Here is a 14,348-nt window from a genome sequence, read left to right on the forward strand (position 1 = left end):
TTTCGTACAACCGCTTATTTACTGTGCCTACATTTCCCATATCCTCATTTGTATTTTATTACCCGCAACTTGAGTTATTAGGGATTTAAACGAATGAGAAAAGGGTGGACAAGTAGCCCACCCTAAACCATTATTTAATTAGTATTACTTGACTGGTGCTTCAGTAGCAGTCTTACCAACAAGCATTGCGGTATTTTCATCGCTTTCGAGGATACCGAATTCAATCAACAACTCTTCTAACTCTTCCATCTCAATAGGAGTGGGGACAGAAAGCTTGTCGTTGTTGATAATCTTGGTAGCCAATGTCCGATATTCGTTACTTTGATTGCTATCTGGTGCGTACTCGTTAACAGTCATCCGACGCAATTCTGCGTGTTGAACAATGTTGTCACGAGGTACGTAGTGAATCATTTGGGTGTTCAAACGTTTTGCCAAGGTTTCGATTAAGTCGATTTCTCGGTCAACGTTACGGCTGTTACAAATCAAACCACCCAAGCGCACTCCGCCAGTGTGAGCATATTTGAGAACACCACGAGCGATGTTGTTAGCTGCATACATCGCCATCATTTCACCAGAGGTAACGATGTAGATTTCTTGTGCCTTGCCTTCACGGATAGGCATAGCAAAACCACCGCACACAACGTCACCTAAAACGTCGTAACTTACAAAATCAACGTCTTTGTAGGCACCGTTTTCTTCTAGGAAGTTGATAGCAGTGATGATACCACGACCAGCGCAACCTACACCGGGTTCAGGGCCACCAGACTCCACACAACGTACATCACGGAAACCAGTCAGCATTACTTCTTCGAGTTCAATATCTTCTACAGCGCCTCTTTCAGCAGCTAATTGAAGAACACTTGTTTGAGCTTTACTATGTAGCATCAAACGGGTAGAGTCAGCTTTAGGGTCGCAACCGACAATTAGAATGCGTTGACCCATTTCAGCCATTGCTGCAAGGGTGTTTTGAGAGGTAGTAGATTTACCAATACCGCCTTTACCATAGAAAGCTATTTGTCTAATCTTTTCGTCAGCCATGGTTGTGTTTTCCTACAATGATTTAATTGATGGGTCGGAAGCTTGATATGAGATATTCACCCTTGGAACGTAGGGAAGTAGAGCCTGTTGGCGTTAACGTGTAGCAACTTGTCACTAGACATTGCACCCCGACAAAAACAGCTAAAATCAGAACATATTTACCCACAAAGCGATAGCTCAAGTGATAGAAAATCTCTATCTCCTAATAACGAAGTCTTTAAAACGTTGACTTCAGCATTGTCAGTTGTTGTAACAGAATCCCAAATGGTTGCTCAAGCCTCAAGAGTGGTTGCAGCAGGAATTCAAACGAACGCAGATTTATTCCCTGAACCACACAACCAACCAAATTGCAATCCACTCTAAATGGTCACTGCAACTTCTTTGATTTTGCTGATGTCAAATTGCCAAAAACTTCAATAGTGCTTATCGTTTCGTGATTGATGCAGCAAGATAAATTCCAGCCTAAAAGTGGTAGCTATAGGTGCAATACTATAATGTTTGCACAGGCAATCTCTAACACTTTAGCTTAGACAATATCTAAGTGACTTTTGACAGTATGGTTTATGGCACCATTCTGCTTAGAGTTTTTGTTCCAAAAGTCATCAACTGCTTCAACTTAGTTCGCGGTTGAAAATGTTTGCTCCCACAAAACTAAGTTTGTAAATATTCTGTATTTCTATGGATTTGTCAGGCTGTACTAAGAGTCTTTCTTCCCAGACTCCAAGAGTAATTGCCTTTGGCGGGTAATGTTCTAGCTAGGTTAGCCAACTCTTATTGGCTCATACCCAGATAAATTTTGATTGACTTCAAGTTGTTACAAAGGCTACTATCCTACTCAATCTAGTTTTAGATTTTTGTTACAGCAATATGTAGCGAATTGAAGTGGACTTACCAGAGCAAAAAAACTTTCTTGAGCTTGCCTCAAAATTATCTTGAAGTCTTTTTGTGCTTTCACTCGTTTTGATTCCTATAAAAACCATAACATACATCTCAATAATTTATTTGCCGAATCTCAAATTATTTATTTACTAGATAGAAGATTATCCTTACAATCTTTAATAGCCATAAGTTACACGCTCAAAGGTTGCCAATTATTTAAATTATTGCCATAGTCAATATGTACAGTTAGATACTTTCGGATATTTGATAAAAGTATTTAAAACTAATGTTTTATAAAAAAATACAATTTGTTATTTTTCACTTTAAAATTCGTCATGAAAGTAGATTCAATTAAGGTAAAAGCTAATAAGCTTTTAAAGATTGTCTCTTGCTTCTCGTTTCCAGTCTCTAGCTGGAAACGAGGTTTTAAAAGAGTTTTAGCTGAAGTTGATACCTGTGCAATTAGCGCTTGTGATGATTTCGCATGGCTTTATGAATCTTTTTCCAGCGTTCTTTCTCGGCTAGTTGCATCCTCTGGTCTTGTTTGCGGGTAAGGTAATCGAGTTCTTTTTGCAACTTTTGGTAGCTGAGAAACCTGGAATAATCAAGTTCTCCTTCAGCCAAAGCCTGCTGCACTCCACAACCGGGTTCGTTATTATGCTGACAATTACGAAAATGGCATTTTTGGGCCAAGGTTTCTATATCTGTAAAAGTTTCTTGCAAACCTTCGTCACTTGCCCAAATTTGGATTTCCCGCATTCCTGGCGTATCAATAATTAATCCACCAGTAGAGAGCAAAATTAATTCACGATGAGTTGTTGTGTGTCTACCTCGGTCATCACCTCGCCGTAGTGGTTGTACCATTTGCACAGATGTGCCTTGTAGTTGGTTAGTGATGGTGGATTTACCAACACCAGAAGACCCCAACAAAGCAACTGTTTGTCCTGTTTGCAGGTAAGGTTTTAAGCCATCTAATCCTTGATGATTGGTGGCACTTAAAACTACAATTGGTACACCCAAAGCAACTGCTTCTACTTGTGCTAAGTATTCTTCTAGAGAGTTGCACAAATCTGCTTTGTTTAACACCACTACTGGATTTGCACCACTTTCCCAAGCCAGAATTAGATAACGTTCAACTCTTCTAGGGTTAAAATCGCCATCCAGCCCTGAGACTAAAAAAACTGTATCAATATTAGCTGCAACAATTTGTTCTTCTGTTTTACTACCTACCGTCTTGCGGGAGAATTTGCTTTTCCTGGGTAAAATCTCGTTGATGGTGGCTTGTCTTTCAGATTCTCTTACACTAATAACAACCCAATCTCCCACTGCTGGAAAGTCTTGTGGTTGGGAAGCCCGATGCCGCAATTTGCCTGCAACTTCTGCTGAAAGTTCTCCCTCTTCACTATAAAGGGTGTAAGTATTTCTGTATTCAATGGCAACCCTACCAACACTAAATCCTTGTAAGCGATAGGGTTCAAAGCTACGAGCAAAAAAGTCACTCCAGCCTAAATAATCCAAATTCATTGATGTTTCCTCGATGTGTGCTACTTGTTTTGCACAAGGTTCCACAGAGGAGGACATTTCTATGCAGGGAAGCCCCCAGCACAATAATGTCTGTAAATTCTAGTTGTCATTCCTGTAGGAAAGAGGACTGAACAAGAATCTCTGCGCCTTGTGTCCGTTGGGTTGGGATGGTCAAATTAACCCGGACTGCTAGCAACTCAGTCATAGTTCGTCCTCCTTATGTACTACAGTAAATAATCTACATTACTACATTAGCCTATTCCAGAAAATTCGTTTAAAAAGCAGATATAGCAATCTGATTTGATTTCTGTTCGCGCAGCGCAAGCGCGATAGGAAGGCAACAGGCAATAGGCTACAGTTAAGAAGCCTATTTGAGCTATACTGATTTTTTCAAAAATCAAATATGAGTCCTATATTAAGCTTGCTTTGCTCTTAACTCCTAACTTCTGTCTTTTTCAAATAGCTCTTTGTCGCACCTGTGGTCCATCGAGTCCTTGTTTAATCCAACTCAAGCATTCGTATTCGGATTTGAATAATTTTGGAGCCGCAATATTATTCAATAACTCTGGTGGATAATGGTCATAAAAGCATTTGTCTCCTTCTTGAAAGATAATAATCAAATGGTTACGGTAAATGTAGCGAGACTTAAAAAAATCTCTCTGGTTCACAAAGTCTGAGTTTTGATCGATATGTTCTTTTGCAATGTCAACGATATTACTAACGCTACTTCCATAGATTCCTACTGGGTTTTCTGCTTTATGAAATTGGCTTCTGTGACCAATTTCAGATAGTAATTTATAAGAATAAATCTCGTAATTATCAACTTTCCCAAAAACGAATGGAATGATGAGATATCCTTTGTATGAGACTGAACTTTCATAAAGAAGACGACTCATCTTAACCTCCTTTGGCGTAACTGCTTTCAAAAAATGCTTAAATTACATATTAAAAATCAATACTTTTCTTTTTAGATATATTTATCTATCACCTAAACCCTCATCACCATTTAACAAAAACGGTAATAGCCGTTTTTGTCAATAAGAAAGAAATATCAAGCATTAACAGAAAAGTACTGAAATACTAATTATCGCTCTTTTTTTATCACTAAACATTAGATATATTATAAAAGTTATAAATTTCATTCTGTGGGACTATTTCCTTTGATCCTTGCGCCTTGCCTTTCAAGACCATAAACTCAGCTGATTGGGGGGATGCTCAAGGTTATTCCAAGGTAAGGGTGGAACTGGTGTATCACTCTGTTCTAATAGCTGTTGGAAGTGACGAGCTATGTTAGGCGATCGCGCTTCTATTGGACAATGAACAAAGAAATAAATTCGCACTCCCGCCTGTAACCATTGCTGAATCTGCTTTACCCACTCTTCCATAAACTGCTGATTCACTGATAAATTTGGATGGGAAATAAACCGAATCAGAGTAAAAGGTGCTGTCACACTCAATTGCAATGGTAATTTGGGTTTACGTCGTTCTGATTTCAACTGAGGGTCATCATCTCCAGTGTAAATGGGGCGCGAGTCTAAAAGTACCCGTCCTACCCCTAGCTTTTGCAAAAGCGCTGTCAAATTACTAGCATGGGGTTCTCTGAACCAGTCGGGATGACGAACTTCCAAGGCTAGGGGTGCATCTGTGCGCGGCCAAGCTTCCAGAAAGCTAGTCAAATCTTCAAGTAATGCAGGTGCATAACTAGGTGGTAACTGGGCAAATATTGGCCCAAGATGCTTACCTAAAGGGCGCATCCCTTCCAGAAATTTTAAAGCCGCCGGAATATAAGGTTGTAGCAACCCTTGATGGGTAATATCTCGCGGTAATTTTAGACAAAATTCAAAACCTGCTGGTGTTTCGGCAGCCCAACGGGTTACTGTTTGTTGGTTAGGCACGGCATAAAAGGTGGTGTTACCTTCTACAGTGGTGAAACGACGACTGTAGAGATTGAGAAAATCGGCGGTGCGAGTACCTTGGGGGTAAAGTTCGCCAACCCAACCTTTATATGCCCAAACAGCACAACCAATAAAAAAGTTCACAATGCCTAAAAGCCTTGATGTATCATATTCAATTTTACAGGTTGGTTGTAAATTCCTGACTCTTCACGGCATCTGGAAAACCTCACTTCTATTTCTCTCTCCTTTTAGGAGCTACGGTGTACACACAAGTCTTCTAGAGTTGCGCCACAGCCTTTTGATCCCCCCAATCCCCTTAAAAAAGGGGGCAAAAAGCTCTCAAAGTCCCCCTTCTTAAGGGGAGCCAGTGCGGTCTTCTCCCAAAGGGAGAGGCTAGCGCCTTTCCTTCTCTACGAGAGGCTGCGCCAACGGAACGCTACGCGAACGCGGAGCGTCTCGTAGAGAAGGGGGTTTCCCCCATGAGCAACTGGCGTGGATTTAGGGGGATCTACGACGATTTTGGTTTTCTAGAAAGATGTGTGTACACCGTAGCCTTTCAGGAGAGAGACTTTAAATTTTCCCCCTTCCCGCGTCGGAAAGGGGGTTAGGGGATTAGGTTTTTGGTGGACTTTTCTACATAACGTGAAAAATCAGCCATAATTTAAGGTGCGTAGCAGAGCGTAACGCAAGCTTTAAGTGCAAAAAATGGCTTGTTGGGTTGATGTAAGAAAACCTAACATCGATACAGAGTGTTAGGTTCCATGTTCCTCAAACCAACAAAGCCTTAGATTTTTTTAAAGTTAAAAGTTTGTTGCTCTTGGCTTTGAAAAGACTTAACGACACTGGCGATATTTGACGTGATAAACCAACCCTCGGTGGGCGAGGTCAAAGGAGTCAACAGTTGCTATACCTTGACCACTGGCGGTCATCGCAGCATTTACCCGCATATTTACACTGTCACCACAGCGTGACCAAACATCAGCTACAGTCACTAATTGATCACGAACGTTGTAATCACTTTCGCCGTTAAATGTCCGAGAAAAAACAGGCCCACGCTGACCAGCAAAAAAGTACTCTGCTCTTAGTCTGCCAATTGTGCTAGGAGCAACATAGCCCCGATAATCAGCATCGTAGAGGGAAATTTGAAAGCCTTGGGGGACTTTGATCGGAATACTTAAGTTACAGTTTTTGCGTCTTTCTTCTGCTTTATTCCCTACAGCTATAAACTTATCAAATAGAATACTTAGCTCTTGACCATCGGGGCTGACACTTACACTAGCAGATCCTTCAGGGCAGCCATTACCACCATATTCTGCACCTACAATTTCCACTTTGTCGTTAGCAAAAGCAGGGCCGACGGAAGCTGTTATCAGTGTAGCCGCAGCTAGAAAAGATTTGATAAAGTTGATAGATGTTGTCTTGAAATTTTGATTATTCATAACTCACCTGTTTTGAGTATTTGGATAGTGTTAGCTCCAAATTTGTTGCGGCTGATTCCGGAAAACTGATCGTTAAAAAAATCAGTATCGACCATATTTAAATGGGAGGCAAAGCCCATGTATAACTTATGACAAGCTGATAGACTCTTGATATATAAAGAATCTAAAGCAAACTTATTTCCGGTTAAATAATCAACGCATTAATAGGGCAAGTATAAATTTGCAAACTAGACAATCTGCTCAAAGAAGCCGAAATATAGACTGTTAAAGCCATAATAGACATCTCAAAACTATCGAAAAGTTAGCTGTTTAACTTACCGAAGCTACATCTGCATATTGAAATTTAGGTAACTAGAGTTAAACTGAATTACTTATAGAAGTATCTAAATTAAATTCAGTGTTCTAATTTAGAGTAAATACGTAATTAATGTATAACTGCTGAATAAAAATCAACACCTTACCTCACTAAATAAAATATTTAGCAGTCTACAATTAGCGATATTTTTCTCTAATTAATTCTAATTTTTGACTTTTAACTTCTTAGTTAAGCCTTGGATATTTAATCTGTACTTGCTTAATGACTAAAGATTTTATATTGTGTTCCCGTAAAATTGACTAGGCGATCGCAATTAATGATTTAACCGCAAAGCAAGGACACAGCATTACTTACGCGCGTCAACTTAAGTACTTCTACTCATACGCTTAGGTAAGGGCTACTGGCAAAAATTTTGGGTTTTTGAGACGCGATAAATCGCCGTCTCTACAAGTGTTTTGGGCTTATCTGAACTGTATTGGTACTTATACTCAAAAAAATTGGGTAGCACACCTGTGCTACCTGACTCTGTATCGTAGTGCAACCTCGGTTATTGATAAATTTCCCCATCAGGCATAATTGCCCCAGCTAAGTTAGCACCAATTAATTTAACCAAAAGGCGCTCACCAGAACGAATCCGCGCTCCTGTTAAGTCGGCTCCTCGTAAGTCGGTTCCACTGAGATCCGCACCAATTAAATTAGCGCCACGTAAATTCGCTTCCCTAAGATCCGCTAAAAGGAGGTTTGCCCGAAATAAATTTGCTTCAGATAAATTCGCCCCTCTGAGGTTGACTTTGTGCATAAAAGTGTCGCTGAGATTAGCACCACTCAAGTTTGCATAACTTAGATTTCTGCCAGATAAGTCTTTGTTGCTCAAATTTGCCCGACTGTAGTCTTTGCCACTCAAGTCTGAGTTTTGCTTCGGTGGTGGCTGGGTTTTTTGAGGTGATGTTTGCTGTTGATATGACGGTGAAGGTGAAGGTGAAGGTGAATTAGATATGGTTTGATGTTTGGTTTTTAAAGAGCGCAATTTTTCACGAGCTTCATTTATGGCTTTCAGCTTGTCTTGTGCTTTCTGCTGTAAACGGAGATTTTCTTTGGGAATGCGATCGGGATGCCAAACAAAGACTAAATCTTTGTAAGCCTGGTTCACTTCTTCAAGTGTTGCCCCAGGCTCTAATTCCAAAATTCTATAGTACCGCTCCAGATCGCTCATACGATATTTTGGTGGACAATCAACTTAATTATGAGTGATGGAGCCATGTATTCGCTGCATCTTTTGCCACTCCCCTGCTTCCTCATCTCTCCATCTCCCGATTTCTCCATCGAGCGATCGCTCTCAAATATGCTGCAACTGGAATTTGATAAATTTCAATAACAATCCAAACAATAATTGATAAATGTGATAAGAAGGTCAATACTGTCCAAATATATGGTGTCCAAGTAATGGGTTCCTTGAGGTCAGCAGGAAAATAGTAAGCTACTATGCCAATTAAAGTAGTGGGAAGAATTACAAAAACTGCTGCCGCTAATCCATAACCCCAACCTAACTCCACTCCTTCTAACTGGCCTTCTGTCCAACTAAACCCATTCCAACGCCAAGTTAATGGTGGTTGTCTAGAAGGCATCTTGATTTGCTGTATTTCTAAGTTGACTGTAAAAATCTCTTGACAAAAGTCACAAGCCATAGCTTCCATCAATGGCATGTGAGAAATCTTACCTATTCGACAGACTGGGCAGGGGTAAACTCCATAATAGTCGAAAGATTGGGCTAAGATTTTGGAACTGGGCATAATGAAACTGATGATCCTAAAAAGTTAATCTGGTCAATGAGAGCTTGGGTCAGAATAATGTATGGCGATCGTCAATTGTCTGCAATCAGCTTTCGCAAGGTGAACTGATAAGTCAGGAGAATTACAGATGTTTTCTTTTGCATGAAGTACAAAGCTACGGGTTTGGAGGCAGGAGGCAGGCGGCAGAGGGCAGGAGGCAGAGGACAGGGGGGGAGGAGATAGAAACTCTTTGTATCTGGTTTTGAGTCCTTTATTTTGTACCCCATTTAAAAAGCAAACTGGTGTATATGTTTTTAGGAGTTACGCATTCACAGGAAAGACCAAATATAGATTATTTGAAAAACTACATCTGTCTTAGGGGCAATTGATATAGATGTAAAGCGGCTTAAGGCAGGTTATTTCCCTAGAATGCGAGTCTTTACTCCTACGGTTGTACTGAGTCTATCGCTTTTTTGTGGTTTATTGGGGTCTTGACACCGCCTATTCTTCCTGTTAATGTTAGCTTAAATAGGTATATTTATTAAATTTTCCAGCAAAAGCCCCACAAATGCTTAAAACAAGTTCCTACTTTTATTTTTGGTTTAAGGTGGTTCACCGGGAGTGAATGTAGTTTCCTAATGGAAACCGCCCGGTGAACCGCAGAGCAAACTCTGCGGTTTTTGTTGTTTTAAGGAGAATTTCATCGTCATGACTTATTTAAGTAGCTGGTTTTATGGCTTTTACTTTTGGCCCAGAATAAATTCCGGGTAAGTAGCGTCATGTCGATGAATCAGAACGCGCCCGGAACTCTTCATAGGTTCCGGGCTTTTTTATTATCACTGGGGACTAATACCTAATACTTAATCCATAACTTTTCAGGAGAATAAAACCATGATTAATGCTAAACTTGCCGCACAATCTCATCCGAATCACCAGACAATCGTTAAAATTTCAGAAAAAGTCGCTTTCGGAGGCGAAGAACTGGTAATTATCGGCGGGCCCTGTACCGTTGAAAGCTTAGAGCAAATGGAGATTGTCGCCCAAAAGCTATCTACTGCATCGATACAGGGGTTGCGTGGCGGTGTCTACAAACCTCGCACATCTCCCTACGCTTTCCAGGGTATGGGTGAGGAAGGATTGAGGATTTTGGCAAGGGTGCGATCGCATTACAATATGCCAGTTGTCACTGAGGTGATGTCAATTTCCCAAATTGAAGTAGTCGCCGCCCACGCTGATATGCTTCAAGTTGGTAGCCGCAATATGCAAAACTTCGACTTGCTCAAAGCTTTGGGACAAGCTGGTAAACCAATACTCCTCAAACGTGGTTTAGCAGCGACTATTGAAGAATTCGTCATGGCTGCTGAATATATTCTTAGCCACGGGAATCCTGATGTGGTGTTGTGCGAACGCGGTATCCGCAGCTTCGATGATTACACCCGCAATGTCCTAGATTTAGGGGCAGTAGCAGCACTCAAGCAAATAACTCACCTGCCTGTGATTGTAGATCCTTCCCATGCTGTTGGTAAACGGGAACTGGTAGCACCTGTGGCTAGGGCTGCGATCGCTTGCGGTGCAGATGGATTAATTATTGAATGTCACCCAGAACCAGAAAAATCTGTTTCTGATGCCCGTCAAGCACTCTCTTTAGAAGATATGGTGCGTTTAGTTCATAGTTTAAAGCCTGTAGCAACAGCCGTTGGGCGCAATATATCAAATATCGGGGCGGGTTTATCACCTGCCCCGATTTTTTGTGCTGCTTGAATCTCATTTGAGGGCGTAGTTTACCGCCGTAGGCATCGCTTAAATGTCTAATTCCAAATATTTATTTTGGCTGAATGACAAACTGCAATCGCCTTCGTAAAATAAGTTTGTTGCTTAGTTACGCACAAGTTAGGGAATAACTTAGAGGCATTAGCGAAGCGGTAGCGACGTTCGCGTAGCGTCTCGCAGAGAAGGAGCGTCAGCCGCTTGCCGCAGGCTACCGCAAAGGTGCAAAGGAATGAGAATTTGATAAATATTTTGCGTAAGTTCTGATATAAATAAAGTCACAAAAAAGTCACACAAGTTTAACAACAATTTCTTTCCAAAAGGGGTAGGCTAAAACAGCAATTATTAGTACACTAATGTTTAGCTTGACTAACATTCTGCTTATCTAATTAGAATTAATCGCAACCAACCATTTTGCAAAAAAAATGCGATGTCTAACGACAAGCTAGTACGTGTATGTGCTTCCCCTTTCCCCAAATTGTTAATATGCGCCGTTTAGTTTCTATTCAGACGATAAAGCCTCCGTCCTTGGCTGCTCAAACTATTCCTAGCTTTTATAACGTTATTCAAAGAGGACGATTTTCACTACTTATATTAGGTCTAACTTACTTGTGTGCTGCCTGTAATGCTTCCGAAGCCCAATCAAGTGGAAAAGAAGCAGGAAAAAAGCGAGCCGTGCCAGTGGTGGTTGCCATTGCGACTCAAAAAACTATTCCAGTACAGTTATCGGCTACGGGGACAGTTGAAGCATATTCTACGGTATCTGTCAAATCTCAAGTTGGTGGGCAACTGACTGGAGTCTATTTTCAGCAAGGACAGAACGTTAAGAAAGGAGACTTGTTATTTAAAATTGATTCTCGCCCTCTACAAGCCGCGCTGATGCAAGCTAATGCTGCCAAGGCTAAAGATTTGGCTCAGGTGAAACAGGCACAGGCTAATGTGCTAAAAGCGATCGCTCAAGTGAACCAGGCAAAAGCGAATGTCGTAAAGGATAAGTCCCAGGCAACAAATGCAAATGTGCAGGCTCAACGTTATGCTAGTTTGCTCAAGCAAGGGGCTATCAGTAAAGAACAGTCAGAACAGTATCAGACTACTGCTGCTGCTCAACAGGCAACAGTGCAAGCAGATCAAGAGGGAGTAGCAAATGCTCACGCTGCGATCGCAGCAGCCCAAGCAGATGTACAAAATGCTCAGGCGGTGGTAATAGCAGATGAAGCTGCGATCGATAATGCTAAAGTTCAGCTTTCCTATACTTCCATATACTCACCAATTGCTGGACGCACGGGTAGTCTGAAGCTAAATCAAGGCAACTTGGTAGAGGCGAATGCCACCGATCCGCTCATTACAATCAGTCAAATTCACCCGATTTACGTCAACTTTTCCATTGCCCAGCGATTGCTGCCAGATATCAAAAAATATAGTGCTAATAACGGCAAGTTAGAAGTCGATGCTTTACCTCCTAAAGATGCAGGGCGGCCAGTACGAGGCGAACTTACCTTTGTCGATAGTGGAGTCAATACCCAAACAGGCACAATTCAACTTAAGGGTACTTTTGCTAACGCTGACGATCGCCTGTTTCCGGGGCAATTTGTTAATGTAGTCCTCAAACTGAGCGAAGAACCAAATGCCATTACTGTTCCTTCTCAGGCGGTACAGAGTGGGCAAAAGGGACAATTTGTGTATGTAATCAAACCCGATAAAACAGCAGAAATGCGGACAATTACCGTCGGCGACACCGTTGAGAACGAAACGGTAATTAAGCAAGGCTTGAAACCGGGTGAACAAGTAGTTATTGATGGACAATTCAACCTAGTGCCTGGTGCCACAGTCCAAGTGAAACCGGAGGTAGGAAGCAGGGGAGCAGGGGAGCAGGGAGGCGGAAAGGCAGAGGGGCAGAGGTGATGGAAAACAATGACAAATGACCAATGACAAATGACTCATTATTAAGATGAACATTTCTGAGCTATTTATCCGGCGACCAATCATGACAACTCTGGTTATGGTTGGCATTTTGATATTTGGGCTGATCAGTTACCAACAGCTACCTGTTAGCGACTTACCCAATGTAGATTATCCAACACTCCAGGTAACAGCTAATCTGCCCGGAGCTAGTCCAGAAACGATGGCTGCCTCAGTCGCAACTCCTTTAGAGCAGCAGTTTTCGAGCATCGCGGGATTGAGTTCGATGAACTCTACCAGTTCTTTGGGTACTACACAACTGACGCTGCAATTTGACCTGAATCGGGATATTGACGGCGCAGCCCAAGATGTCCAGTCTGCGATCGCTAAGGGAGCAAAACAGTTACCGACAAATATGCCTAATCCGCCATCTTACCGAAAGGTAAATCCGGCAGATCAGCCAGTCCTTTACATCTCCCTCAATTCGTCTATTCTGCCCCTCTCAACAGTAGACAAATACGCTGAAACATTGCTGGCACAACGCCTGTCAATGGTGGATGGAGTAGCACAAGTGCAGGTGTTTGGTTCCCAAAAGTACGCGGTACGAATTCAGCTTGACCCGGAAGCGCTGAGTGTCAAAGGCATAGGAATTGATGAAGTAGCAACTGCGATCGCTAATGGAAATGTCAATCTGCCTACGGGGACACTTTACGGTAAGCAGCAAAATTCTACCATCCAAGCAAACGGTCAACTCAACGATGCGGCCAGCTATCGCTCCCTAAGTGTGGCTTATCAGAACGGCGCACCAGTGCAGCTAGGAGAACTAGGTCAAGTTCTGGACAGCGTGGAAAATGACAAGATTGCGAGTTGGTATTTTCCTGTCAAGAAAGAGAGTAAGGGAGCAGGGGAGCAGAGGAGCAGGGGAGCAGGGGAGCAGAGGAGCAGGGGAGCAGAGGGGAAGTAGATAGAGTAAAATCGCCAGTACCCAATCTCAAATCACAGCAGCAAGCGCTAATGGCAGTTGCAGAAATTTGGCAACGATTTCAAGGGCGGGTGGAGCAGCAGGTGAGGGTGCTAGAGCAAGCGATCGCAACTTTAAATCAAAATAATAGTTTAAATCCCGAATTACTCTCCCTTGCAACCAAAGAAGCCCATACCTTGGCAGGGTCTTTAGGGACTTTTGGCTTGCCTCTTGGCTCAAAATTGGCCCGCAATATCGAACTGCTGCTGAGTTCTGGCCAAATCTTGAGTAAATCTGAGATTGGCAACCTCCAAAGTTGGGTAAATTTATTGCGTCGAGAAATAGAGGGAAACGATGCAGAGGCAATATCTGTATCACCAATTCCGCAATTAGAAACAGTGACGCAACCGCTGCAAAATCATCCCGATACAGAAACTAAAATATTGGTTATGGACGATGATCCGCAAATTCAGGCATTGTTGCAAACCTTACTTAGCCCTTGGGGGCTCAGAGCGATCGCTCTTGAAAATCCGCTTCAGTTTTGGGAAACTTTAGAAGCAGTTGCCCCAGATATGCTGATTTTAGATGTGGAATTGCCTTATATCAATGGGATAGAGCTTTGTCGATTGGTACGCAACGATTCACACTGGAGTGAGTTACCCATCTTATTCCTCACTGTTCATAGCGATGCCGAGATGGTAAATCAGGTGTTTAGCGTTGGTGCTGATGACTTTGTAAGCAAGCCCATTGTCGGGCCAGAACTTGTAACTAGGATCGTCAATCGCTTAGAACGAATGAAATTACGGCAGCGTGTGACGCAGGGAGGTAGAAGGGCAGGGGAGCAGGGGAGCAGAGGGGCAG

12 protein-coding genes and 1 pseudogene are annotated in these 14,348 nt (G+C 42.2%); 5 read left to right on the forward strand and 8 right to left on the reverse strand.

The genetic code is table 11. From position 1 onward, the window contains the following. Positions 1-144 precede the first annotated feature (144 nt). Complete coding sequence (gene nifH, locus G1O98_RS30670; RefSeq protein ID WP_163936240.1) at positions 145-1,038, reverse strand: nitrogenase iron protein; 894 nt, start codon at positions 1,036-1,038, stop codon at positions 145-147. Positions 1,039-1,146: 108 nt separating this feature from the next. Here nifH and G1O98_RS30675 point away from each other — a divergent pair, with 108 nt between their 5' ends. Further along, positions 1,147-1,401 (forward strand): hypothetical protein, encoded by a 255-nt coding sequence (locus tag G1O98_RS30675; protein WP_163936243.1) that lies wholly within the window; start codon positions 1,147-1,149, stop codon positions 1,399-1,401. 978 nt (positions 1,402-2,379) lie between these two features. Here G1O98_RS30675 and rsgA read toward each other — a convergent pair. The 6 genes from rsgA to G1O98_RS30705 form a co-directional block, all read right to left on the reverse strand. After that, a complete protein-coding gene (gene rsgA / locus G1O98_RS30680; protein WP_163936246.1) occupies positions 2,380-3,441 on the reverse strand; it encodes a ribosome small subunit-dependent GTPase A in 1,062 nt (353 codons plus the stop codon). Between the two features lie 455 nt (positions 3,442-3,896). Then, positions 3,897-4,337, reverse strand: a complete 441-nt coding sequence (locus G1O98_RS30685; RefSeq protein ID WP_163936249.1) for a hypothetical protein — start codon at positions 4,335-4,337, stop codon at positions 3,897-3,899. A 285-nt stretch (positions 4,338-4,622) separates the two neighbouring features. Next, positions 4,623-5,480, reverse strand: a complete 858-nt coding sequence (locus G1O98_RS30690; RefSeq protein ID WP_163936252.1) for a DUF72 domain-containing protein — start codon at positions 5,478-5,480, stop codon at positions 4,623-4,625. A 689-nt stretch (positions 5,481-6,169) separates the two neighbouring features. Then, the gene (locus tag G1O98_RS30695) at positions 6,170-6,775 is read right to left on the reverse strand and encodes a DUF4360 domain-containing protein (RefSeq protein ID WP_163936255.1); all 606 of its coding nucleotides are present in this window, start codon (positions 6,773-6,775) and stop codon (positions 6,170-6,172) included. Positions 6,776-7,638: 863 nt separating this feature from the next. Beyond that, complete coding sequence (locus G1O98_RS30700; RefSeq protein WP_163936258.1) at positions 7,639-8,304, reverse strand: pentapeptide repeat-containing protein; 666 nt, start codon at positions 8,302-8,304, stop codon at positions 7,639-7,641. Between the two features lie 82 nt (positions 8,305-8,386). Continuing rightward, positions 8,387-8,881 (reverse strand): hypothetical protein, encoded by a 495-nt coding sequence (locus G1O98_RS30705; RefSeq protein WP_163936261.1) that lies wholly within the window; start codon positions 8,879-8,881, stop codon positions 8,387-8,389. Between the two features lie 870 nt (positions 8,882-9,751). Here G1O98_RS30705 and aroF point away from each other — a divergent pair. Continuing rightward, positions 9,752-10,621, forward strand: coding sequence for a 3-deoxy-7-phosphoheptulonate synthase (aroF, locus tag G1O98_RS30710; RefSeq protein ID WP_163936264.1), 870 nt, complete (start codon positions 9,752-9,754; stop codon positions 10,619-10,621). 150 nt (positions 10,622-10,771) lie between these two features. Here aroF and G1O98_RS30715 read toward each other — a convergent pair whose 3' ends face one another. Continuing rightward, positions 10,772-10,909, reverse strand: a complete 138-nt coding sequence (locus G1O98_RS30715) for a hypothetical protein (RefSeq protein ID WP_163936267.1) — start codon at positions 10,907-10,909, stop codon at positions 10,772-10,774. Positions 10,910-11,113: 204 nt separating this feature from the next. Between G1O98_RS30715 and G1O98_RS30720 the strand changes: the two genes are divergently transcribed. From G1O98_RS30720 to G1O98_RS41230, 3 genes and pseudogenes are all read left to right on the forward strand, one after another. Further along, entirely contained in the window at positions 11,114-12,529 is a 1,416-nt protein-coding gene (locus G1O98_RS30720; protein WP_243458586.1) for an efflux RND transporter periplasmic adaptor subunit, read from the forward strand. Positions 12,530-12,575: 46 nt separating this feature from the next. Next, on the forward strand, positions 12,576-13,490 hold the full coding sequence (locus tag G1O98_RS41225; protein WP_345940608.1) for an efflux RND transporter permease subunit: 915 nt from the start codon (positions 12,576-12,578) through the stop codon (positions 13,488-13,490). Between the two features lie 23 nt (positions 13,491-13,513). Beyond that, positions 13,514-14,348, forward strand: a pseudogene (locus tag G1O98_RS41230) (response regulator); the annotation flags it as partial.

This window comes from Nostoc sp. UIC 10630, assembly GCF_010747425.1.
In the GTDB taxonomy this organism is placed as follows: domain Bacteria; phylum Cyanobacteriota; class Cyanobacteriia; order Cyanobacteriales; family Nostocaceae; genus Nostoc.

Excerpts from the sequence above, each read along its gene's own strand:
- nifH (WP_163936240.1), bottom strand. The coding sequence starts at position 1,038 with ATGGCTGACGAAAAGATTAGACAAATAGCTTTCTATGGTAAAGGCGGT.
- rsgA (WP_163936246.1), bottom strand. The coding sequence starts at position 3,441 with ATGAATTTGGATTATTTAGGCTGGAGTGACTTTTTTGCTCGTAGCTTT.
- G1O98_RS30685 (WP_163936249.1), bottom strand. The coding sequence starts at position 4,337 with ATGAGTCGTCTTCTTTATGAAAGTTCAGTCTCATACAAAGGATATCTC.
- G1O98_RS30695 (WP_163936255.1), bottom strand. The coding sequence starts at position 6,775 with ATGAATAATCAAAATTTCAAGACAACATCTATCAACTTTATCAAATCT.
- G1O98_RS30700 (WP_163936258.1), bottom strand. The coding sequence starts at position 8,304 with ATGAGCGATCTGGAGCGGTACTATAGAATTTTGGAATTAGAGCCTGGG.
- G1O98_RS30705 (WP_163936261.1), bottom strand. The coding sequence starts at position 8,881 with ATGCCCAGTTCCAAAATCTTAGCCCAATCTTTCGACTATTATGGAGTT.
- aroF (WP_163936264.1), top strand. The coding sequence starts at position 9,752 with ATGATTAATGCTAAACTTGCCGCACAATCTCATCCGAATCACCAGACA.
- G1O98_RS30720 (WP_243458586.1), top strand. The coding sequence starts at position 11,114 with ATGCGCCGTTTAGTTTCTATTCAGACGATAAAGCCTCCGTCCTTGGCT.
- G1O98_RS41225 (WP_345940608.1), top strand. The coding sequence starts at position 12,576 with ATGAACATTTCTGAGCTATTTATCCGGCGACCAATCATGACAACTCTG.